Source organism: Burkholderia cenocepacia (assembly GCF_014211915.1).
In the GTDB taxonomy this organism is placed as follows: Bacteria; Pseudomonadota; Gammaproteobacteria; order Burkholderiales; family Burkholderiaceae; genus Burkholderia; species Burkholderia orbicola.
The window spans coordinates 2,677,673-2,698,413 of the sequence record NZ_CP060040.1 but is presented as its reverse complement, the minus strand read 5'-3'; the positions used below and the strand labels follow the sequence as shown (position 1 = coordinate 2,698,413).

Annotated in this window: 25 protein-coding genes; 13 read left to right on the top strand and 12 right to left on the bottom strand. The window is 64.5% G+C overall.

Annotated features, from left to right (window positions below; genetic code table 11):
* Positions 1-2: 2 nt before the first annotated feature.
* The 3 genes from SY91_RS28475 to SY91_RS28465 form a co-directional block, all read right to left on the bottom strand.
* Positions 3-602 carry a pyridoxamine 5'-phosphate oxidase family protein gene (locus SY91_RS28475; protein ID WP_023475387.1) on the bottom strand — a complete coding sequence of 200 codons (600 nt, stop codon included), beginning with the start codon at positions 600-602 and terminating at the stop codon, positions 3-5.
* A 94-nt stretch (positions 603-696) separates the two neighbouring features.
* The gene (locus SY91_RS28470) at positions 697-888 is read right to left on the bottom strand and encodes a hypothetical protein (protein WP_023475386.1); all 192 of its coding nucleotides are present in this window, start codon (positions 886-888) and stop codon (positions 697-699) included.
* Positions 889-900: 12 nt separating this feature from the next.
* On the bottom strand, positions 901-2,100 hold the full coding sequence (locus SY91_RS28465; RefSeq protein WP_023475385.1) for a PLP-dependent aminotransferase family protein: 1,200 nt from the start codon (positions 2,098-2,100) through the stop codon (positions 901-903).
* A gap of 377 nt (positions 2,101-2,477) precedes the next feature.
* On the opposite strand from SY91_RS28465, the gene SY91_RS28460 reads away from it, so the two are divergent.
* Complete coding sequence (locus tag SY91_RS28460) at positions 2,478-2,651, top strand: hypothetical protein (protein ID WP_185921253.1); 174 nt, start codon at positions 2,478-2,480, stop codon at positions 2,649-2,651.
* Positions 2,652-2,739: 88 nt separating this feature from the next.
* Here SY91_RS28460 and SY91_RS28455 read toward each other — a convergent pair whose 3' ends face one another.
* Entirely contained in the window at positions 2,740-5,040 is a 2,301-nt protein-coding gene (locus SY91_RS28455) for an NADP-dependent malic enzyme (protein WP_023475384.1), read from the bottom strand.
* Between the two features lie 135 nt (positions 5,041-5,175).
* Between SY91_RS28455 and SY91_RS28450 the strand changes: the two genes are divergently transcribed.
* A complete protein-coding gene (locus tag SY91_RS28450; RefSeq protein WP_006495747.1) occupies positions 5,176-6,147 on the top strand; it encodes a LysR substrate-binding domain-containing protein in 972 nt (323 codons plus the stop codon).
* Positions 6,148-6,151: 4 nt separating this feature from the next.
* On the opposite strand, the gene SY91_RS28445 is transcribed toward SY91_RS28450, so the two are convergent.
* Positions 6,152-6,829, bottom strand: coding sequence for a hypothetical protein (locus tag SY91_RS28445; protein ID WP_023475383.1), 678 nt, complete (start codon positions 6,827-6,829; stop codon positions 6,152-6,154).
* 111 nt (positions 6,830-6,940) lie between these two features.
* Entirely contained in the window at positions 6,941-7,588 is a 648-nt protein-coding gene (locus tag SY91_RS28440) for a GntR family transcriptional regulator (RefSeq protein WP_011694537.1), read from the bottom strand.
* A 266-nt stretch (positions 7,589-7,854) separates the two neighbouring features.
* Here SY91_RS28440 and SY91_RS28435 point away from each other — a divergent pair, with 266 nt between their 5' ends.
* From SY91_RS28435 to SY91_RS28395, 10 genes are all read left to right on the top strand, one after another.
* Positions 7,855-9,015, top strand: coding sequence for a branched-chain amino acid ABC transporter substrate-binding protein (locus SY91_RS28435; RefSeq protein ID WP_124591392.1), 1,161 nt, complete (start codon positions 7,855-7,857; stop codon positions 9,013-9,015).
* 100 nt (positions 9,016-9,115) lie between these two features.
* A complete protein-coding gene (locus SY91_RS28430; RefSeq protein ID WP_034174981.1) occupies positions 9,116-9,397 on the top strand; it encodes a hypothetical protein in 282 nt (93 codons plus the stop codon).
* 155 nt (positions 9,398-9,552) lie between these two features.
* On the top strand, positions 9,553-10,512 hold the full coding sequence (locus SY91_RS28425) for a chlorinating enzyme (protein WP_043886952.1): 960 nt from the start codon (positions 9,553-9,555) through the stop codon (positions 10,510-10,512).
* A 22-nt stretch (positions 10,513-10,534) separates the two neighbouring features.
* Positions 10,535-10,792, top strand: coding sequence for a phosphopantetheine-binding protein (locus SY91_RS28420; RefSeq protein ID WP_023475379.1), 258 nt, complete (start codon positions 10,535-10,537; stop codon positions 10,790-10,792).
* Between the two features lie 53 nt (positions 10,793-10,845).
* Complete coding sequence (locus SY91_RS28415) at positions 10,846-11,553, top strand: thioesterase II family protein (RefSeq protein ID WP_226239639.1); 708 nt, start codon at positions 10,846-10,848, stop codon at positions 11,551-11,553.
* A 4-nt stretch (positions 11,554-11,557) separates the two neighbouring features.
* Positions 11,558-13,123 (top strand): amino acid adenylation domain-containing protein, encoded by a 1,566-nt coding sequence (locus SY91_RS28410; RefSeq protein WP_023475377.1) that lies wholly within the window; start codon positions 11,558-11,560, stop codon positions 13,121-13,123.
* Between the two features lie 5 nt (positions 13,124-13,128).
* Positions 13,129-13,602: a YbaK/EbsC family protein gene (locus SY91_RS28405; RefSeq protein WP_023475376.1), complete on the top strand. Its 474-nt coding sequence runs from the start codon at positions 13,129-13,131 to the stop codon at positions 13,600-13,602.
* A gap of 11 nt (positions 13,603-13,613) precedes the next feature.
* Positions 13,614-14,756 (top strand): acyl-CoA dehydrogenase family protein, encoded by a 1,143-nt coding sequence (locus SY91_RS28400; protein ID WP_023475375.1) that lies wholly within the window; start codon positions 13,614-13,616, stop codon positions 14,754-14,756.
* 74 nt (positions 14,757-14,830) lie between these two features.
* Positions 14,831-15,157 (top strand): cation:proton antiporter, encoded by a 327-nt coding sequence (locus SY91_RS35255; RefSeq protein ID WP_260632465.1) that lies wholly within the window; start codon positions 14,831-14,833, stop codon positions 15,155-15,157.
* A 2-nt stretch (positions 15,158-15,159) separates the two neighbouring features.
* Complete coding sequence (locus tag SY91_RS28395; protein WP_260632464.1) at positions 15,160-16,050, top strand: cation:proton antiporter; 891 nt, start codon at positions 15,160-15,162, stop codon at positions 16,048-16,050.
* A gap of 198 nt (positions 16,051-16,248) precedes the next feature.
* Here SY91_RS28395 and SY91_RS28390 read toward each other — a convergent pair whose 3' ends face one another.
* Positions 16,249-16,941: a glutathione S-transferase gene (locus tag SY91_RS28390; protein ID WP_023475373.1), complete on the bottom strand. Its 693-nt coding sequence runs from the start codon at positions 16,939-16,941 to the stop codon at positions 16,249-16,251.
* 146 nt (positions 16,942-17,087) lie between these two features.
* Between SY91_RS28390 and SY91_RS28385 the strand changes: the two genes are divergently transcribed.
* Entirely contained in the window at positions 17,088-17,663 is a 576-nt protein-coding gene (locus SY91_RS28385; RefSeq protein ID WP_023475372.1) for a TetR/AcrR family transcriptional regulator, read from the top strand.
* Positions 17,664-17,766: 103 nt separating this feature from the next.
* Here the strand turns inward: SY91_RS28385 and SY91_RS35620 are convergent, their stop codons facing one another.
* The 5 genes from SY91_RS35620 to SY91_RS28365 all read right to left on the bottom strand — a co-directional run bounded on the left by SY91_RS35620 (position 17,767) and on the right by SY91_RS28365 (position 20,703).
* Positions 17,767-17,991, bottom strand: a complete 225-nt coding sequence (locus tag SY91_RS35620; protein WP_409557533.1) for a hypothetical protein — start codon at positions 17,989-17,991, stop codon at positions 17,767-17,769.
* On the bottom strand, positions 17,925-18,272 hold the full coding sequence (locus SY91_RS28380) for a hypothetical protein (RefSeq protein ID WP_260632463.1): 348 nt from the start codon (positions 18,270-18,272) through the stop codon (positions 17,925-17,927). The genes SY91_RS35620 and SY91_RS28380 overlap by 67 nt, the downstream gene beginning before the upstream one ends.
* 106 nt (positions 18,273-18,378) lie before the next feature.
* Positions 18,379-18,813 (bottom strand): lysozyme inhibitor LprI family protein, encoded by a 435-nt coding sequence (locus SY91_RS28375; protein ID WP_234621348.1) that lies wholly within the window; start codon positions 18,811-18,813, stop codon positions 18,379-18,381.
* A 96-nt stretch (positions 18,814-18,909) separates the two neighbouring features.
* Entirely contained in the window at positions 18,910-19,479 is a 570-nt protein-coding gene (locus tag SY91_RS28370) for a YdeI/OmpD-associated family protein (RefSeq protein ID WP_043886950.1), read from the bottom strand.
* Positions 19,480-19,575: 96 nt separating this feature from the next.
* Positions 19,576-20,703 carry an aminotransferase class V-fold PLP-dependent enzyme gene (locus SY91_RS28365; protein WP_043886948.1) on the bottom strand — a complete coding sequence of 376 codons (1,128 nt, stop codon included), beginning with the start codon at positions 20,701-20,703 and terminating at the stop codon, positions 19,576-19,578.
* Positions 20,704-20,741 lie beyond the last annotated feature (38 nt).

Genomic DNA, 20,741 nt, shown 5'->3' with positions numbered 1-20,741 from the left:
CGTCAGGGCGCGATCCAGCGAGCTTCGTAGCCGCGTTCGTTCAGCTCGAATACCGCGCGACGATGGCCGGCGCGCGCGAGTTCGAGCCAGTCGATGCGCGTGACCGTCATGTAGATCAGGCAGAAGTTTTCGTAGCCGTCGGCGGTGGGAGCTGTGCTGTCAAGATGCGCGGCTTCCGGCGATACGACCGGCGTGCCGGGCGGCAGCGGCGCACGATACAGCAGCAGCGTATGCGGACGGCTCGCTTCCCAGATCGCGCGCCGTTGCGCCTCGTCGTCGCAGATCGATGCAACGCCTTCCGCACGAATCTGCACAAGCGTGTCGAGATCGTTGGCGACGATCGAGAGACGCGGATCGCGACGCAACTCCGCGACCTTCGCCGAACGTGCATCGGTATGAAACGACAGCACGCGCTCGATGCGACTCACCTGGCGCAACACGATCGTCCGAACCTTCGGCGCACCATCGAGGCCGAGGGTCGCCGCCTGCAGCATCGTGAACGGCGAGCGCTGCACGTTGACGCCGGATTCAAGGCAGGACCACAAGCGGTCGTAGGTTTGCGCGAGCGATTCGGAGATCGAGTCGGTGGTCGAGTCGGACATGGGGCGGCGGCGATCGTCGGTGTTTCGATCGCGCCAGCTTAACCGTTTGTTTCGGCGACGGCTCGCATGGGATGCGTCGCCGCCCGTACGCCCGTCAGTTGTAGCCGAGCACGACCGGCGCCGCATCGCCTGCATCGGGCGCCGGCTCCGCGCCGAAGCGGCCGAGCACGTCGGCCACATATTGCGGCCCGGCGCTGATCTGCGACGAGCGATGCTTCGCCGGCTGCTTATAGGCGGCGCTCGCCGCCGCCCCCGTCGATGCCGTTTCGTTGACGGTGATATTCACGCTGATGTCTCCTCACGCGGCCAGCGCCGCACCATACGCGCGCACGAGGCGCGCGACGCCTTCCCGGATCGCATCGACGTCCGGCGCGGCGAACGACAGGCGCAGCGACGCCGCGTCGACGTTGTCCGCGAAGAACGCCTTGCCGGGCACGAACACGATCTTGTTGGCGATCGCCTGTTGCAGCAGCACGTCCGACGATACCGCGCCGAGCCGCGCCCACACGAACATTCCGCCTTCGGGACGATGGAATTCGATCGCGTCGCCGAAGCCGTCGCGCAGCGCGTCGCACATCGCGTCGCATTTGCGTCGGTACGCGGCCGTGATGCGCGGCAGATGACGTTCGAGCGCACCGTCGGCCAGATATTCGGCGGCGGTGGCCTGCGTCCACGGCGTGCTGCACAGATCGACCGTCTGCTTCGCGATCACGCAGCGCCGCGTGATCTCGGCCGGTGCGATCGTCCAGCCCACGCGCAGCCCCGGCGCGACGATCTTCGACAGGCTCGCGAAATGCACGAGCCAGTCGCGCGCGCCGTCCACCTCGCCGGCCAGCGCGAGCATCGACGGCACGGCTTCGCCGGCGAAACGCAGGTCGCCGTACGGATCGTCCTCGACGATCAGGAAACGGTATTGCACCGCGAGACGCAGCAGCTTCAGCCGGCGTTCGCGCGTGAGCGTCGCACCCGTCGGGTTCGCGAAGGTCGGGACCGTGTAGAGCAGCTTCGGCTGCGCGATCGCGCCGGACGCGAGTTGCGCTGCGAGGCGATCGACGTCGAGGCCTTCGCCGTCGACCGGAATCGTCACGATGCGCGCCTGTTGCAACCGCATCGCCTGCAGCGTGGCCGGGTACGCCGGCTGTTCGGTCAGCACGACGTCGCCGGGCGACACCATCACGCGCAGCAGCAGGTCGAGGCCTTGCTGCGAACCGGTCGTGATGAGCAGTTCGGCCGGCGTGCACCCGACGCCGCGACGCGCCATCAGCGCGATCAGTTGCTGCTTCAGCTCGGCGAGGCCGTCGGTCGGGCCGTATTGCAGACAGCGGACGGGCTGTGCGTACGCGCGTTCGGCGGCCGCGTTCAGGCCGTCGACGTCGAACAGGTCGCTCGCCGGATAGCCGCCCGCGAAGGAAATCATGCCCGGTTCGGACAGGTACTTGAACAACTCGCGGATCGGCGAGCCGGCAGGGTTTTGGAATGAGGGCGTGAACGCGTACATGTCGTCGTGTGCTGGAAGGCGTGGGCGGCCGGAATAGCCGCCGAGTGCCGGCCGCCAAGGCGCTTCTGGCGCCGCGGCGGGGAATTCGAGCCACGATTGTCGATAGTCATTAAGGGCTCGGCAAACGATATCTATGCACTAGGTCTTGCGGTTTGGTCATTAAATGGGGGGACGGGCGGCATGGCGTGCGGATTTGATGCGTGTTGGGGCGTGCTCCCGAAGTCACGCATTCCCTCGCATATCCCGCATCGCCGCTTCCGCCGCCTAGATGCCTGAAAGCATGGCCGTGAAGTCATGGATTACGTGATGTGCATCGGCGTACGGTTACTATTGGGACTCGCTGAACAATGAACTCAACCAAAAGATAAGAGACGCAGATGCTGCTGGTACCGCGCACATGCACGCGCCAATCTGACATCAAAGATGGTCCGGTTGCAAAACCGATCCCGCTGAGCGACACGCGAGCTTTAACGGCATACGTGTTGCTCGGCGACCCAGGCTCAGGCAAAACCGAAGCATTCGTGCAGGAAGCCGATACCGGTGGCGGCTAACGACCGCTTCTGGCTGCGGACTCAACCCGCAACTGAAGCCGACAAACGAAGGGCAGCCTCAGCCGCCCCACAACAACCAACCAATCAATCAGCCCGCCACACCCCGATTCGCCTCGATCACCGTCAACGCAGCCATATTCACGATCCGCCGCACGGTCGCACTGGAAGTAAGAATATTCACCGGCGCATTAACACCCAACAGGAAAGGCCCCACCGCCACATTACTCCCCGCCTCGGTCTTGAGCAGGTTGTAAGCGATATTCCCCGCATCCACATTCGGACAAACCAGCAAGTTCGCGGCCCCCTTCAACGGCGACATCGGCAGCAGCTTCGCGCGCAGCCCTTCATCGAGCGCACAGTCGCCATGCATCTCGCCATCCGCCTCGATGTCCGGCGCCTGCTCGCGCACGATCTCCAGCGCCCGGCGCATCTTCACGCCCGAAGCCGCGCTCCCCGACCCGAAATTCGACCGCGACAGCAGCGCCACCTTCGGCGTCAGGTTCAGCCATTCCATCTGCCGCGCCGCCGCGATCGTGAATTCCGCGATCTGCTCCGCATCGGGGTTGTCGTTCACGTGCGTATCCACCAGCGCGACCGTCCGCTGATCGAGCAACAGGATGTTCATCGCCGCGTAAGTCGAGGCCCCCGGCTTCTTGCCGATCACTTCGTCCACGAACCGCAAGTGATTGTGATACTCGCCCACCGTCCCGCAGATCATCCCGTCCGCGTCGCCGAGCTGCACCATCATCGCGCCGATCAACGTCAGGCGCCGACGCATTTCCACGCGCGCCATTTCCTTCGAAATGCCGTCGCGGCAGCGCAGTTCCCAATACTTCGTCCAGTACTGCGGGAAGCGCTCGTCATATTCCGGATTGGTCACTTCGACGTCCTGACCGAGTCGCAAACGCAGGCCGAACCGCTCGATGCGCGCCAGCAGCACCTCCGGGCGCCCGACCAGAATCGGACGCGCCAGCTTCTCGTCGACGATCACCTGCACCGCCCGCAGCACGCGTTCGTCCTCGCCTTCGGTGAACACGATCCGCGCCTTGCCGCCGTCACGCACGAGCTGGCGGGCAGTCGCGAACAGCGGCTTCATGAACGCGCCCGAGTGATAGACGAATTGCTGCAACTGCTCGACGTACGCATCGAGATTCGCGAGCGGACGCGTCGCCACGCCGCCTTCCATCGCCGCCTTCGCCACGGCCGGCGCGATCCGCACGATCAGGCGCGGGTCGAACGGCTTCGGAATCAGGTATTGCGCGCCGAACGACACGTCGTACGCACCATAGGCCGCCGCGACGACTTCGTTCTGCTCTTCCTCGGCCAGCCCGGCGATCGCGTGCACCGCGGCAATTTCCATCTCGCGCGTGATCGTCGTCGCGCCCACATCGAGCGCGCCGCGGAAAATGTACGGGAAACAGAGGACGTTGTTGACCTGGTTCGGGTAGTCCGAGCGGCCCGTCGCGATCACGACGTCGTCGCGCGTCTCATGCGCCAGTTCCGGGAAGATTTCCGGCGTCGGGTTGGCCAGCGCGAGAATCAGCGGGCGTGCTGCCATTGCCTTCAGCATCTCTGCCGTAAGGATGCCGCCGACCGACAGGCCGAGGAACACATCCGCGCCACCGATCACTTCGGCAAGCTTGCGCGCGTCGGTTTCCTGCGCGAAGCGCGACTTGGCCGGGTCCATCAACGTGGTACGGCCGCGATAGACGACGCCCTCGATGTCGGTCACCCAGACGTTTTCCACCGGCAGCCCGAGGTCGACCAGCAGGTCCAGACACGCCAGCGCGGCCGCACCGGCGCCCGACGTCACGACCTTCACTTCCTTGATGGACTTCCCGACGACCTTCAGCCCGTTGATGAACGCGGCGGACACGGTAATGGCCGTGCCGTGCTGATCGTCGTGGAAGACGGGAATCTTCATGCGTTCGCGCAGCTTCTGCTCGACGGTGAAGCATTCCGGCGCCTTGATGTCCTCGAGGTTGATGCCGCCGAACGTCGGTTCGAGGCCGGCAATGATGTCGACCAGCTTGTCCGGGTCGGTCTCGTTGATCTCGATGTCGAACACGTCGATCCCGGCGAACTTCTTGAACAGGACGGCCTTGCCTTCCATGACCGGCTTCGATGCGAGCGGGCCGATGTTGCCGAGACCGAGCACGGCGGTGCCGTTCGTGATCACGCCGACCAGGTTGCCGCGGCTCGTGAAGCGGTGCGCCTGCAGCGGATCGGCGGCGATCGACTCGCACACGCTCGCCACGCCGGGCGTATAGGCCAGCGCCAGATCGCGCTGGGTCACCAGCGGCTTGCTCGCCACGACCGAGATTTTCCCGGGGGTCGGAAACTCGTGATAGTCGAACGCGGCCTGCTGCTGTGTCTCTGTCTGTTTCATGTTCTGGGTCTCGGCGTGGGCGCCAGGCCAGTCCCGGCGCGATCCATGAAGAGGATTCTAGGGATCTGCCATAACGTGATGATTCTGTTTTAATATCGGTCCATCACTTTTTCATGATGAATGCATGACCAGTCAATGAATTTTGATGCAAACGACGTGGTCAGGCGGCTCGGCGCGCGTCTGAAGATCCGGCATCTGGTGCTGTTGCTGCAGATCCAGCAGCACGGCTCGCTGACGCGGGTCGCCGAGCACATGGCGAGCAGCCAGCCGGCCGTGACGAACGCGCTGTCCGAACTGGAGAGCATGTTCGGCACGCCGCTGTTCGAGCGCTCGTCGCGCGGCATGCGGCCCACGGCGCTCGGCGCGGTCGTGCTCGAGCGCGCGAAGGCGATGATCAAGGATCTCGACCACCTCGCCCGCGAGATGGAGGCCGTCGCCGCCGGGCATGCGGCCCATCTGCACATCGGCGTGATTCCGTTCATCTCCGGCCAGATGCTGTCGGCCGCGCTGAAGCGGCTGCAGGCGCGCATGGAGCGGCGCCTGACCGTGACGATTCACGAGGGCACCAGCGATCAGCTGCTGCTGCAACTCAAGGATCACAGTGTCGATATCGTGATCGGGCGCGCGTCGTCGGCGATCGATCTCGGGCAGGTTTCGTTCGAAGTGCTGTATCAGCAGCAGCCGCGCATGATCGCGAGCCGGCGGCTGGCGGCGAAGCTCGCCCGCACGCCGCTCGACTGGCACAAGCTGCACGCGCTCGACTGGATTCTCGGCGCGCCGCATACGCCGATGCGCGAACAGGTGACCGACCTGTTCCTGTCGGCCGGCATCGCGCCGCCCGTGCCGATCGTCGAAAGCTACTCGTCGAAGCTGATCGGCGAAATGATCGCGTCGAGCGACGAAGCCGTGTCGATCGTGCCGGCCGATATCGCGGAGGAACTGGTGCGGATCGCCGGCGTGGCGATCGTGCCGTATTCGCTGGTGTGGACGTTGCCGCCCATTGCGCTGTTCACGCGCTCCGCCGATTCCCGGTCGCCCGCGCGGGATTTGCTCGTCGACGCGCTACGCGCGGTGTGCAAGGAGACTTACGGGGACGCGCAGCGATAGCGCGCTACTTGGCGGCGGCGAGGCGGCGGAGGATTTCCGCACGCTCGGCGCTCAGCACGTGGTCCGCACCCTCGCCCCTGTCGTAGCGCTGGCTCGTCCGGTAGGAAAAGCGCTTCGCGTATTGATTGACGGCGGGATCGAACGCCCATGCGTCGACGTCGAAGAAGTGCGTGCCGAAATGATCCTCGCCCTTGCCCCACACATAGTCGGCCCGGACGAACAGCGGATACGGCGACACCGCCGGCAAGTTCCACATCGCGCGATCGGCCATCTCCGTTTCGGTGACGATCGGCATCAGGTTCTCGATCTTGCCGTTCGCGCCGACACGCAGGACGGCCACGCGCTCCAGCATTCCGCTGCCGCCGCCTGAAAACGTTCCGGCTAAAAACACCCACGAGCCGCCGGATGCAATCGGCAATCGTTCGGACCGCGGATTCAGACCGAACTGATACAGCTCCTTGGCGGAACCGGGGACAAGCGTCGGCGGCATCTCGAAGCACGGCGCATGGTCGGGAAGCACGCAGAGCTTCACGCCGGACAGCGGGAGCCCGTCGGCATCGAGCTTGCCTTCGGCCTGCGTGAAGCGCGGGAATGCAGTTTCGCTGGGGGCGGCTTGAACGCACGCGATACCGACGACCGCCATGCCCGAGATCACCGCGAGCGTCTTGCCGATCCAGCGCATACCGCACCCTCTCTCATTTTTTACAGCGGCATATTGTCAGTGATCTCGCCGGCTGCCGCCAACCGGCATCGCCGGCATCGGTTCAGTCGGCGAGGCCCATGCGGCGAAAGCCTACGCCTCCGCGATGGGCACGTTGCGCAACGCCGTGACCAGCTTGCGCCCGGCGTCCTCGATGTGCCGCACGAGGCCCTGGCAGGCCGTCTCCAGGTCGCGGGCACGCAGCGCATCGAGGATGGCCATGTGCTCGGTGCGGCTGTCGCGGCTGTGGCTCATCACGTCGTACTGGAACCGCAAGTACCTTTCCGCCTGCAAATGCAGCCCGTCGAGCGTGACCAGCAGGCGCCGGCGGTTGCCCTTCTCGTAAAGCGTGCGGTGGAACAGCCAGTTCGCCTGGCTCTGTTTCGCGGGGTCGTTGCCGAGGTGTTCGACCTTGTCGATCAGGTCCTCGGCTTCGCCCAGCACGCTCTTGGTCAGGAACGGAAACGCCATTTCGAGCGCGAGCGGCTCCAGGCGCGATCGCATCATCCACAAGTCCTCGGCCTCGGTGGCATGCAGCGGCGCCACCGTCAGGCCGCGCTTGCCCTCCTGCCGGGCGAGCCCGTCGGCTTCCAGGCGCACCAGCGCCTCCCGGATCGGAATCCGGCTCACACCATATCTGACCGAGAGGTTCTCCTGGATCAGCGGCGTTCCAGGCGGCAATTCTCCCCGCAGGATGTCCTCGCGAATCGCTTCCGCGACCAGCGTGTTTGGGGGTCGCAATGCATACCTCCGGCTTGATTTTTTTGACTTGCCAATTGTATCTTGGCACCGATATGCTACCAATGTATCCAAAATACATAATATGGATACATAAGACGATTTGCGGTGTTGCACGTCGTCGTCCTGCACCAGAGCGGCGAAACCCGGGGGGCCAGTAGGCTGCCGACGGGGTCGCGAGCGAGGGGCTGGCGTGATTCAAAACAAGGCACCGGTCAGTTGCCGGGCGTGACGGGAAGTTCTCAACCACACTCGCAGGAGAGCCGCACTTGAAACGAGCACATTTATCCAGCGCACTCAAGCTTTCGCTGAACGCCACGATTGCGGTGTTGGCGCTTGCCGCCGCGACGGCAGCGAGTGCAGACCCGGTCGTCGTGAAGATCGGCAGCGTCGAGCCGTTGACCGGCGGGATCGCGCATCTTGGTAAAGACAACGAAAACGGCGCGCGCCTCGCGGTGGAGGAAATCAACGCGAAAGGCCTGACGATCGGCGGGCACTCCGTCACGTTGCAGCTCGACGCCCAGGATGACGCAGCCGATCCGCGCACGGCCACGCAAGTGGCCCAGAAGCTCGTCGACGACAAGGTGGTGGCCGTGGTCGGTCACCTGAACTCGGGTACGTCGATCCCGGCCTCGAAGATCTACAGCGAAGCCGGCATCACGCAGATCTCCCCGTCCTCGACCAATCCGGTCTACACGCAGCAGGGCTTCAAGACCACCTTCCGGGTCGTGGCCACCGACGCGCAGCAAGGCCCGGCGCTGGCGAACTATGCGAAGAAGCTGGGCAACATCCATCGTGTGGCGATCGTCGACGATTCGACCGCCTACGGCCAGGGCCTGGCGAACGAATTCGAGAAGCGCGCGAAGGAACTGGGCATCACCGTGCTGTCGCACGATGCCACCAGCGACAAGGCCATCGACTTCCGCTCGGTACTCACCAAAATCAAGGGCGAGACGCCTGACGCGATCATGTACGGCGGCTCGGATTCGACCGGCGGCCCGTTCGCCAAGCAAGCCAAGCAGCTCGGCCTGCGCGCACGCGTCTTCACGGGCGATGGCGTCTGCACGGAATCGTTGGCCAATCTCGCCGGCGATGCGACCGAGAACGTGGTGTGCTCGCAGGCCGGCGCGGCGATCCAGACGATGCCGGGCGGCGAGGCGTTCCAGGCGAAATACAAGAAGCGCTTCGGACAGGTAGTCGAATACGACGCGCCGTTCGCCTATGACGCCGTGTACATCATCGTCGATGCGATGAAGCGGGCGAAATCCACCGACCCCGCCAAGATCCTCGCGCAGATGCCGCCGACCGACTATCACGGCGTGATCGGTGAAACCCAGTTCGATTCGCATGGCGATCTCGCGCATGGCGTGATCTCGCTGTACGTCTACAAGGCGGGCAAGAAGACGTTCCTCGATCAGGTGAAGATGTAAGCGGGCCATTGCCCGGGATCGCGGAATCGAGAAATCGTGCAGGGCGGATTTGTTCAGGCAAAGCCCCGGAGCTTTTTGAAGGAGAGCCGTTGTGTCCGTAATGACGTATTTCGAATTCCGCGATCAGCTCAAACGCGCGCGGCTGACCGTGCGGGAATTTGCGAGCCTGGTGAAGATGAATGAAAATTCAATCACCAATTATTCACAAAAAGGTGCTGTGCCGTCTCACCTCGCGGTAATCGCGCTCTTGATGGGCGAAATGGCCGACCATCAAATCGAATTTCGCGATATTATCGATCAAATGGAAATCGAGCAGAAGAAACCACGTGGCGCGCCGATCAAGTTCGGCATGAGCCACGCCAAGCCGGCCCTGCAGGGCTGAGCAGCTGTAGCGCCTGCGGCTTGCGACATGCATGCCGCAGCGCGAATCAAACTCCCGGATTAAAAACAAAAACGTAACAACAATAAAAGATATTCGCTTTTTGATGTCGCAGTCGAGCAATTCAGTTCCATCTTTCGAGGGCCGTAAAAATAACCATGAACAATACTATCGAGGTACGTAGTACCAGGTTTGCTTTGAGCCAGGAAGAATTGGCAGATTTTCATCGCAACGGCTATATCGGGCCGTTCGATCTTTACCCCAGCGACCAGATGGAAGCCAACCTTCAGGCGCTGCGCCCCAAGCTGCTGAACACCAAAAAGGCCATCTACAGCCAGGAAAAATCGATTTCCGGCGTCACCAATCTGGCCAATTACGATCGCCATCTCGATATCGACTTCCTGGCCTCGCACATCACGCGCCCGGAAATCACCGACCGGGTCGCGAGCATCCTCGGCCCGGACGTACTGTGCTGGCGCTCGGAGTTCTTCCCGAAGTATCCGGGCGACGAGGGCACGGACTGGCATCAGGCCGACAACTTCTCCAACGTGGCCGGCTCCAAGCACCCGCAGATCGTGTGGCCGGAGGATGCGCAATTCGGCGGCACCATCACGGTCTGGTCGGCGTTTACCGACGCCACCATCGAGAACGGCTGCCTGCAGTTCATTCCCGGCACGCATCGCACCATGAACTACGACGAATCGAAGGTCATGGAGTATCGCGAGGACGCCATCAACAACCGGGAAAAACAGGGCGTGCGCCGCGGCTTCTTCGGCTACGACTACCGACAGTTGCAGAAGGACCCGAACTGGAGCCCGGACGAGAGCCAGGCCAAGTCGATGGTCATGCGCCAGGGCCAGTTCATCATCTTCTGGTCGACGCTCATGCACGCGTCGCATCCGCACAGCGGGCTGACCGACAAGATGCGGCTGGGCTTCGCCGCGCGCTATCTGCCCAACTCGGTGCGCGTCTATCCGTATTCCAACACGCTGGAAGAATTCGGCGGCAGCGCCAGTCTCGACAAGTTCGGCTGCGTGCAGGTCGCGGGCCAGGACGCCTTCGGTCACAACCGTTTCGTCACCGAGAACGTCAACGGCTTCCGTTTCCAGGCCAACTAATCCGGCAGGAGCACTAAACACCATGAGCAATCGCAACGATATCACCGACATCGAGGCGTGGCTGGTCGAGGCCTGCGGTGCATTGGGCCTGCGGGTCGAGAACGCCGACAGCGACTTCTTCGCGGCGGGCGGCACCTCCATCACCGCGGTCAAGCTGCTTTCGCGCGTGGAGGAGCGCTTCGGCGAGGATGCGCTGACCCCGGAGGCGCTGTTCGAGCACAGCCGCCTGTCCGACATCGCGAGCCACATCGCGCAACACAGCGAAACGCGCACCTCGTGACGCAGGTGCAAGCCGGCGCGGCCCAGGCACGGTGGTGCCTGGTTCCGCGCCCCGTGGCCGCTCCCCGGCTGCGGTTGATCTGTTTCGCGTATGCGGGCGGCAGCGCCGACCTGTTCCGCAACTGGGTCGAGCACCTCGCCCCGGATGTCGAACTGGTGGCGGTGCGCCTGCCCGGCCGCGGCATGCGCCTGCGCGAGCCGCTGTACGGCGAGTGGCCCGCGCTCGTCGAGGATTGCGCGAGCGCGCTCGCGCCGTATCTCGGCGAGCCGCACGCGCTGTTCGGGCACAGCTTCGGCGGCCGTCTCGCCTACGAGATCGCGCAGCGGATGCGCCCGGTGCTGCCGCCGGGCACCTGCCGGGGGCTGTTCATCGGCGGTTGCCGCAGCCCCGACAGTCCGCAGGCGCGGCCTTACCTGCACGAACTGCCGGAGCCCGCGTTCCGCGCCGCGTTGCGCACCATGGGCGGCACGCCGACCGAGGTGCTCGAGGATGAACGGCTGATGAGCCTGATGCTGCCGATCATGCGCGCCGACATGCGGCTCGCGGAGCTGTGGGGCAACTGGCACCGCACGCCGCTCGACGTGCCGCTCCATGTCTACTACGGCCACGCCGATCCGATCGACAGCGAGGCCAGCGTGGCCGGCTGGCGCGGCTTCACTACATCCGGATGCGAGCTGGTCGGGTTCGACGGCGCGCATTTCTTTCTCGATAGCCATCGCGAGCCGTTGCTTGCGCACATGGCTACTCGTTTGAGGAGCTAGTTCGATGAAATCGCTTCGCTGCGATGAAGCCGCATGGTCGCTTCACGAGCGGATCAACCAGACGTCCGTGCCCTACCCTGACGACGCGAGCATCGGCGAGTTGTTCGACCGCGCCGTGGCGCGCCGGCCGGAGGCGGCAGCCGTGATCACGGCGAGCCGGATCTGCACCTATCGTGAGCTGGACGACTGCGCCAATGCGCTGGCCTGGCGCCTGATCGACGAGGGCGTGCGCCCCGGCGACGTGGTCGCGCTGGTTCTGCCGCGCGGCGTGGATCTGGTGGCCGCCTTGCTGGCGATCGTCAAGGCCGGCGCGGCCTACCTGCCGCTCGACGCGGCCTGGCCCGCCCAGCGCATCGCGCACCTGCTCGAGCAGACCGGCTGCCGCCATGCGTTGTACGGCGCGGCCGGCCCGGCGCCCGCGGCGCTCGGCGCGTGTCGCGCGCTGCCGGTGTCGGTCGACACGCTCCGCGAGCAAGGCCAACGCGAAGCGCCCCACGGGCGCGCGACGGCGGCCTCGATCGCCTACATCAACTTCACGTCGGGCTCCACCGGTCAGCCCAAGGGTGTGCCGATCGAGCATCGAAGCGTCGCGCGGCTGGTCTTCGGCGCGCGTTATGCGCGGCTCGACACGGAAAGCCGCGTGCTGCAGATGGCGCCGGTCACGTTCGATGCCGCGACCTTCGAGATCTGGGGACCGCTGCTCAATGGCGGCGCGTGCGTCGTCTACGAAGACGGCTTCGTGCGCGCGTCGCGCCTGCGCGACCTGATCGAGCGCCACCGGATCAACCTGCTGTTCCTGACCACCGCGCTGTTCAACGCGCTCGTCGACGAAGCGCCGGCGACGCTCGCGAACGTCGAGACGGTGCTGACCGGCGGCGAGGCCCACTCGCTGCGCCATATGAACGAGGCACTGCGCCGCTACGGCGCGGACCGGATCGTCAGCGTCTACGGTCCGACCGAATGCACGACCTTCACGACCTGGTATCCGGTGCGCGAGATCGGCCCCGACGAAACCATGCTGCCGATCGGCCTGCCGATCCAGAACACGCGCCTCTATGTCGTCGACCAGGGTGCGCTGTGCCGCGCCGGCGAGCCCGGCGAGATCTGCGTCGCGGGGCCGGGCCTGACGCCCGGCTACCTCGGCATGCCGGAGATCACCCGCGAGCGCTTCGTCGAATACGAGATCGCGGGGCGACGCGAGCGGCTCTACCACACCGGCGATATCGGCTACCTGCGCGAGGACGGCGTGCTGGTGTTCAAGGGGCGCCTGGACGACCAGGTCAAGATCAACGGCTTCCGGATCGAATTCGGCGAGATCGCGTTCCATCTGCAGAACCGGCCCGAAGTGCGGCGCAGCTATGTGACCGTGCATGACAACGGCATCGAGAAGCGGCTGGTGGCGTTCGTCGTGCCCAGGAGCGAAGGCAGCGGGGCCGAGCAGATTCGCGCCGCGCTGGCCGAAGTCCTGCCCGCGTACATGGTGCCGGCACAAATCCATCTTTGCGACGAACTGCCGATCTCGGCCAACGGCAAGATCGATCATCGACATCTGAAACAGACACTGGAGTGACAAGCATGAGCCTGAGCAAACGCGCCCAATATTTCCAGGATCTGCTGGCGGATCGCGGCCTGCAGATGGAAGTCCTCGAACTGCCCGCCTCCACGCGCACCGCCGACGACGCCGCGCGCACGCTCGGCTGCCAGAAGGCGCAGATCGTCAAGTCGCTGGTATTTCGCTCGCTGGCCGACAACCGGCCGGTGGTGGTGCTCGCCAGCGGGCCGAATCGCGTGAACGAGGCGGCGATTTCCGAATTGATAGGCGCGCAGATCGTCAAGGGCGATGCCGACTTCGTGAAGGAAACCACCGGCTTCGCGATCGGCGGCGTGCCGCCGTTCGGCCACCGGGAGGAAGTTGCGCTGCTGGTGGACGAGGACCTGCTCCAGTTCGACGAACTGTGGGCGGCGGCCGGTACGCCGAGCGCGGTGTTCAAGATCGCCGGCCGCTTCACCGACGTGCTGCCCGCGCATCGCGTGGTCTCGGTGAAGTAACGAGGCTGCCCATGTCCAGTCCCTATCCGGACGAGTCGTATCGCGGCCTCGCGGCCGAGCTGCGCGAGCGCCTGCAGGCCTGCCTGCTGCCCGAAGCCGACGGCGCCGAGGCGCGCGGCCATCTTCCGCGCGCCATCTGGCCGGCGCTGGCCGCCGAGGGCTGGCTGGACCTGCCGCTGGCGGGCGAAGGCTTCGTGCGCAGCGCCGTGTTCCTGGAGGAGCTGGGACGCCTCGGGTATGCGGGCGTGCGCGCCTCGATCGGCGTGCATGCGTTCATGGCGGCGTCCTACCTCGCCTGGTTCGGCGACGACGCCCAGCGCGAACGCTATCTGGCGAGGATGCGCGACGGCACGGCCGTGGCGGCGCTCGCCATCACCGAGGATCAGGCCGGCAGCGACCTGAGCGACCTGCAATGCAGCGCCGCGGCGAGCGGCGACGGCTGGCGCGTGAACGGCACGAAACGCTTCGTCTCCAACGGCTCGCAGGCCACGCTGATCGTCGCGCTGGTCCGCAGCAACGCGCGGCGCCACGCGCTGGGCGGTTGCAGCCTGCTGGTCGTGGATGCCGAGGCGCCCGGCGTCACGCGCACGCCGCTGAACCTGCTGGGCTGGCGCAGCGCCGATGTCTGCGACATCCGCTTCGAGGACGTCGCGGTGCCGCGCGAGAACACGCTCGGCAAGCCCGACAAGGCGTTCACCTACCTGATGCGATGCCTCGACTTCGAGCGCATGGTGGCAGGCATGCTCGCGCTCGGTGGCGCGGGATGCAGCATCCGGCTGATGAATCGCTTCGTGCGCCAGCGCGTGGTGCGCGGCGCGCCGCTGAGCGCGAACCAGACGATCCGGCACGAACTGGTCGAATTGATCGCCGAATTGCGGCTGTTGCGCCATTTCGCTTATCAGCTGGTGCAGCAATACGTGGGCGGCAGGCTCGGCAGCGGCGACGCGTCGATCCTGAAGCTGCGCAGCACCGAGCTGGCGAAGCGAGCGGCGCATCTGTGCGCGCAATTTCACGGCGCGCGCGGCTACCTGTCGGAATCCGATGTCGCGCGGCTCTATCGCGACGCGACCGCCGGCACGATCGCCGCCGGCGCCAGCGAACTGGTGCGCGAAATCATCTTCGACAGCGTCGATTCGGAAGCGCTGCTCGACTGAACCCACTGCCGCGCGCCCCCGCAGGGCCGCATGGTCGCGAAACGATTTTCCCCTTCTTCCTCAAGGAACACGTGATGTGGCTGATACAAGTGGCGCTCGTCGTTCTGGTCTGTAACGGCTGCGGTGCGATCGCGGAGCGGCTCGGGCAATGCAAGGTGATCGGCGAGATCGCCGGCGGCATCCTGCTCGGCCCGCTCGCGCTCGGCGTCGTCACGCCGTCGCTCTATCACGAGCTGTTCACGCCCGACAACACCTCGGCGATCAGTCGTATCGGCGAGATCGGCCTCGCGTTGCTGATGTTCGAGATCGGCCTCGACGTGCGCCTGCCGGCGCAACGCGCGCTGCTCGGCCCGGTGCTGATCGCCGTGCCGGGCATGCTGCTGCCGTTCGGCGGGGGCTGACGGTGGGCTGGCTCGCCCACGACGTCCTGGCGCCGCAGCAGCCGTTCTGGCCGTTCGTGTTGTTCTGCGGCGTGGCGCTGTCGGTATCGGCCGTACCGGTGATGGCGCGCATCGTGACCGACCTGAATCTCACGCGGCATGCCGGCGCCGCGTCGGCGCTGTCGGCGGCGATGGTCGGCGACCTGCTCGGCTGGGGCGCGCTCTCGCTGCTCGTCTGCCTGTCGCACAACGCCGCCGGATGGCGCGCCCTCGCCGTCAACGTCGTGCTGCTCGCCGCCTACGTGGCGCTACTCGTGATCGCGGCCAAGGGTGTGCTGCTGCGCGTGGTCGGGCGCTCGCTTGCGCAGGGCTGGTCGCGCGACACGGTGGCGATCCTGGTCGCCTCGGTGCTGGTGTCGGGGTGGATCACCTCGCAGCTCGGTTTCCATAGCGCGTTCGGCGCGCTGCTGATCGGCATGCTGCTGCGCGACGTACCGAGCGTGCGCGAGCAGTTCGACCGCCTGCTGGGCGGCTTCCTGCATACCATCCTGATGCCGATCTTCTTCGCCTGCGCGGGCCTGAACCTGCAGTTCTTCGACGTCACCGCCCATGCGCAATGGCTCTGGCTGCTGGCCTTCATCGTGGTCGGCTTCGCGGGAAAATACCTGGGCGTGTTCGCCGGCGCGCGACTGACGGGACACACGAGCGGCGACGCGACGGTGATCGCCACGCTGATGAACGCGCGCGGCCTGATGGAACTGGTCTTCCTGTCGATCGGGCTGCAACTGCGCATCCTGCCGCAGAACGTCTACACGATGCTGGTGATCTTCGCGCTGTTCACCACCGCGATCACCGCGCCGCTGTTGCGCCACCACCTGCGCCCGGTGGCGGGCGGCGCGACGGAATCGGTGTAGGGCGAGGCGACGGCCAAGGCTCAGTGCAGACTACGGCGCCCGCCACTCTGGCCGACTCAACGGAACGGGATTTCATGCCGTATGACAGCGATTACTTCATATAACGAAGCGTCGCCTGCCACGCCCGCGCCGTTCAATGTGTGCCGTGCAGGGGCTGCGTGAACCCCCTGCCCGTTATCGACCGGCGGCCGCGCCAGATCAAGTCAGGTTGGCAAACACCGGCTGGTTCCTGACGCTCTCACGCTGGCGCATTCTCGCGTACCAGGCTCGAAGCGCCTCGCACTCCTCGGGCACCGGCAGCTTCACGAGCATCGCAAAGATCAGACCGCCGATGACGGTGATGTCGGCCATCGAGAACGCCTCGCCCGCGACATACGGCTGGCTTTGCAGAATGGCATCGAAGTAGCGCATGCCCTTCAGCGCCTTGTCGCGTTGGCGGAACCCCCACTCCGGGTTTTGATACGTCTCGACGTCGGGGCCCAGCCCCGGCGTGCCGTGATGGAAATAGACGCTGATGGCATCGAGCAGCTCGAGCTCGGCGCGCTTGCTCATCATGTGGATGATGCCCTTTTCGCGTGGCGTGCTGCCGGTGAGCGTGGGCACGCCGTCGAGCGCGTCGAGGTATTCGGTAATGGCCGTGCACTCGGCGATACAGGTGCCATCATCGAGCTCCAACACCGGCAACGTACCCGAATAATTCTTGCCGGCGATGAACTCGGGCTTTTTGTGCTCGCCCTTGTAAAGATCGACCATCACGAACTCGACGCGCGATTGCAGCCCTTTTTCGGCCAGCGCGATACGCACGCGGGTCGGATAGGGCCCTGTCGGGAAATCGTGGATCTTCATCAGGGGCAGTCGGGCTGCATCGAAATCGACGTTGCTGGAAGTCATTGCGGGGCGCTCCGTAGTCGGTTGCACTGGGTCGGACGACGTGAAAGACACGTCTCTCATGAATCTACCTAACGTTTGTTAGGTTAACCATATAAGGTACAATCCCGGGTGTCAACACCCTTTTCCCGTGCGCGGAGACTGAAGCAGTGACGAACGATGCGAGCTCGAACTCGAGAGAAAGAATCCTGGCGGCCGCCACGAGGCTCGCGCAGACGCACGGCTACGGCGGGTTGAACTATCGGGATCTCGCCAGCGAGGTGGGGATCAAGGCCGCGAGCATCTACCACCACTTCGAAAGCAAGGCCGATCTTGGCGCAGCGGTAGCGAGGCGTTATTGGGAAGACTCGGCGGCGGCGCTGGACGACATGCTGGCCAACTCGCGCGATCCGCTGGATTGCCTGCGTCGCTATCCGGATACCTTCCGCAAGGCGCTCGAGACCGGCAACCGCCTGTGCCTTTGCAGCTTCATGGCCGCCGAAACCGACGATCTGCCGGAAGTCGTGATGAAAGAAGTCCTGGCCTTCGCCGACGTGAATGTCGCGTGGCTGAGCAAGGCTCTGTCCGCGGCGGCCGTGGTCGGCGCCCGGGAGAGCAAACAGCGGGCGCGGGCCATCTTCGCGGCCATCGCCGGCGCGCAGCTCATCGCGCGGAGTCGCGCCGATCTCTCGCTCTATGACGCGCTGATCGACAATTATCGTAAAGCGGGGCTGTTGCCTGCGTAGCAGGGCAACGGTGACGCGGCGTCGAGTGACGTCGAACCGTTCGCGAACGCGCGATGGTCAATCGTGCGGCCCACTGGCAGCGTTTGCAGACGGACCGCCGCGATCACCGGCTGGCCGAACTGACAGGTTTTTCGTACAGGGACCAGACAATACCGTCCGTTTTCAATCCGACGCGGACAAAGCCCAGCGACTCGTAGTAAGCGCAGAGCTTCGTGTTTTCAGCGCCGCAGTCGAGTCGAAGCAAACGCCGGTTCAAGCGGCTCACCTCATGAGCGCACCAGTCGAGCATGAAGCCGCCGAGTCCGAGCCCGTTGAAACCTCGCCGCACGCAAAGCCCATGCACGTAACCGGCGATCGGCGCTTGCGGCCCCAGTGCCTGTCCTCGTCGAAGTCGAGCGAGAACGTGCCGACCAGCGCGCCATCCTGTTCGACGACGTACACGGCTTTCTCGGCGACATGGTTTCGCACCCACCGCTCGGAAAAACCGTCGCCTTCCCTGCCCCACACGTAGTCGCCGTGCGCGACTTTCCTGGCATGGGCGTCGTTCCGGATCTGTGTCAGCACCGGGACATCGTCTGCCGTCGCTCTGCGGACGTTCTTTGAGATCATCGCTCGCTTCTCCGTTATGTCGGAGCTACCATGCCGGTGCACCACGTGACTGCGCTGACTCTAGCCGCGCGCCCGGCACTCATGGCTGTCTTTATCTAGCGCTGCGCTAATCATGGCTCACTTGCTTGAGCCACGCGTTCAATTCACGCGTACGATCCCGTGTTCTATCGATTTCGCAAGTCAGTAGATCAAGATTACGATCCGCGCCTGCCTCGTTTATCAGATACCAAGCGGAACACTCGTCGTCGATGAAACGGAGCCATTGCCGCTGTGCCGCGACAAATTTCACCTTGAGTGCCGGATAGTCGACGTACTCGTCACGTGGCCGTGACAGCGACTTCAGAACCTTTTGGTAAGTACGGTTCAATTCGCCATCGACTCGCTGCAACTCATCTTGACTACGCTGCAGCAAGCACTCGGGAGCCACGCTATCCGGTGCGCAGCTCTGCGCTTGCGCAGCGGTGAACCACGACAACGTCAGCGCCATGACGACGCCGAGCGCCGCGCGACGCGGGCTGAACGCCGATGCGCGGATATGCATTCTTGCTCCCATTCCTGTTTTCCCGTTCATACGGCGACCGGAACATTTCCCGCGTCGATCGGGTTCGACAAAATCTCCGTCAGAAACCCCACTCATCTACGGATGAAACGTCTCGCCCCGCTTCAGCATGTCGATGAATTCCGCGATTTTGCGTGCCCGTGTTTCAGGCTTCCTGGCGTGCTGTATCCGGAACAGGATCGCATAGCGATTACGGCTGTTCAGCGTCGCAAAAAACTTCGCGGCTTTCGGATTGGCGTCCAGAGCCGCCTGCAAGTCGTCCGGCACGATCGAATTGCTGGCCGACGTATAGGCAGCCTCCCAACGGCCGTCTTGTTTGGCCCTCTCGATTTCACGCAGGCCGGCCGGGCGCATCCTGCCGGCGACGATCAGCGCTTCGGCCTTGTCCTTGTTGATTTTGGACCAGATGCTCTTCGCCGAACGCGGGGTAAAGCGTTGTAACCAGTATTGCTCGCTCTCGGCCTTCTTCTGACCATCGATCCAGCCGTGGCAGAGGGCGCTTTCCACCGCCTCTTCATAGCTGACGGTTCGCTGCCCCACGCCTTTTTTCGCGAACCGCAGCCATGCTCCGGTCGACGTGCCGCCGTTTTGCTCCAACCAGCTTTCCCATTCAGCCTGACTGGCAAACGTCAGAGCGCCTTCGGTCATGTCACGATCCAGAATGGTTGCGTTTTCAACGACTAAAAAGCCGCCGCTCAACGAATGAGCGGCGGCCACCAAAACACTCCACCCCGCAAAACCGCGTCAAACAATCCGGTTCAACGCATCGGCAAACCGCTTCACCGCGCCATCGACATCATGCAGCTTGTCGAGACCGAACAACCCGAGCCGGAACGTCTTGAAATCCTCCGGCTCGTCGCATTGCAACGGTACGCCCGCCGCGATCTGCAAACCGACATCGGCGAATTTCTTCCCGGTGCGAATCCCGTCATCGTCCGTGTAGCTCACCACGACACCCGGCGCCTCGAACCCTTTCGCGGCCACGCTCCTGATCCCCTTCTCCGTCAGCAGCGCGCGAATGCGCTCGCCGAGCTCGAGCTGTTCCGCCTTCACCTTGTCGAAGCCGTATGCGTCGGTTTCCTTCATCACGTCGCGCAGCGTCGTGAGGCTGTCCGTGGGCATCGTCGCGTGATACGCGAACCCGCCGCCCTCGTACGCTTCCATGATCTGCAGCCACTTGCGCAGATCGCACGCGAAGCTGGTGCTGGTCGTCGCATCGATACGCTCGCGTGCGAGCGGGCTCAACATGACCATCGCGCAGCACGGCGACGCGCTCCAGCCCTTTTGCGGCGCACTGATCAGGATATCGACGCCGCTCGCCTGCATGTCGACCCACACGGTGCCGGACGCGATGCAATCCAGCACGAACATGCCGCCGACCGCATGCACGGCATCGGCCACCGCGCGCAGGTACGCATCGGGCAGCATGATCCCGGACGCGGTTTCGACGTGCGGCGCGAACACGAGATCGGGTTTGTTTTCCTTGATCGCGGCAACCACTTCGTCGATCGGCGCCGGCGCATAGGCCGCCTGCCTGCCCGCTTCGACCGGGCGCGCCTTCAGCACCGTCGTCTCGGACGGAATGCTGCCCATGTCGAAGATCTGCGACCAGCGAAAGCTGAACCAGCCGTTGCGGATCACGAGGCATTTCTTGTTCGTCGCGAACTGTCGCGCCACGGCTTCCATGCCGAACGTCCCACTGCCTGGGACGATCGCGACCGATTTCGCGTTGTAGACTTTTTTCAGCGTGGCGGAGATGTCGCGCATGACGCCCTGGAAACGCTGCGACATATGGTTGATCGAGCGATCGGTGTACACCACCGAATATTCAAGGAGCCCCTCGCGGTCAACATCGGGAAGTAAACCTGGCATGCTCGCCTCCGGTGAAAGATGAACGATGGAATCAGGAC

Bases quoted from the DNA above. Each gene is read 5' to 3' on its own strand.
- SY91_RS28445 (WP_023475383.1), bottom strand. From the start codon at position 6,829: ATGCGCTGGATCGGCAAGACGCTCGCGGTGATCTCGGGCATGGCGGTC.
- SY91_RS28460 (WP_185921253.1), top strand. From the start codon at position 2,478: ATGCTGCTGGTACCGCGCACATGCACGCGCCAATCTGACATCAAAGAT.
- SY91_RS28375 (WP_234621348.1), bottom strand. From the start codon at position 18,813: ATGCATATCCGCGCATCGGCGTTCAGCCCGCGTCGCGCGGCGCTCGGC.
- SY91_RS28455 (WP_023475384.1), bottom strand. From the start codon at position 5,040: ATGAAACAGACAGAGACACAGCAGCAGGCCGCGTTCGACTATCACGAG.
- SY91_RS28390 (WP_023475373.1), bottom strand. From the start codon at position 16,941: ATGACTTCCAGCAACGTCGATTTCGATGCAGCCCGACTGCCCCTGATG.
- SY91_RS28425 (WP_043886952.1), top strand. From the start codon at position 9,553: ATGAACAATACTATCGAGGTACGTAGTACCAGGTTTGCTTTGAGCCAG.
- SY91_RS28430 (WP_034174981.1), top strand. From the start codon at position 9,116: ATGACGTATTTCGAATTCCGCGATCAGCTCAAACGCGCGCGGCTGACC.
- SY91_RS28380 (WP_260632463.1), bottom strand. From the start codon at position 18,272: ATGATCTCAAAGAACGTCCGCAGAGCGACGGCAGACGATGTCCCGGTG.
- SY91_RS28410 (WP_023475377.1), top strand. From the start codon at position 11,558: ATGAAATCGCTTCGCTGCGATGAAGCCGCATGGTCGCTTCACGAGCGG.
- SY91_RS28450 (WP_006495747.1), top strand. From the start codon at position 5,176: ATGAATTTTGATGCAAACGACGTGGTCAGGCGGCTCGGCGCGCGTCTG.
- SY91_RS28420 (WP_023475379.1), top strand. From the start codon at position 10,535: ATGAGCAATCGCAACGATATCACCGACATCGAGGCGTGGCTGGTCGAG.
- SY91_RS28405 (WP_023475376.1), top strand. From the start codon at position 13,129: ATGAGCCTGAGCAAACGCGCCCAATATTTCCAGGATCTGCTGGCGGAT.
- SY91_RS28400 (WP_023475375.1), top strand. From the start codon at position 13,614: ATGTCCAGTCCCTATCCGGACGAGTCGTATCGCGGCCTCGCGGCCGAG.
- SY91_RS28365 (WP_043886948.1), bottom strand. From the start codon at position 20,703: ATGCCAGGTTTACTTCCCGATGTTGACCGCGAGGGGCTCCTTGAATAT.
- SY91_RS28475 (WP_023475387.1), bottom strand. From the start codon at position 602: ATGTCCGACTCGACCACCGACTCGATCTCCGAATCGCTCGCGCAAACC.
- SY91_RS28465 (WP_023475385.1), bottom strand. From the start codon at position 2,100: ATGTACGCGTTCACGCCCTCATTCCAAAACCCTGCCGGCTCGCCGATC.
- SY91_RS28370 (WP_043886950.1), bottom strand. From the start codon at position 19,479: ATGACCGAAGGCGCTCTGACGTTTGCCAGTCAGGCTGAATGGGAAAGC.
- SY91_RS35255 (WP_260632465.1), top strand. From the start codon at position 14,831: ATGTGGCTGATACAAGTGGCGCTCGTCGTTCTGGTCTGTAACGGCTGC.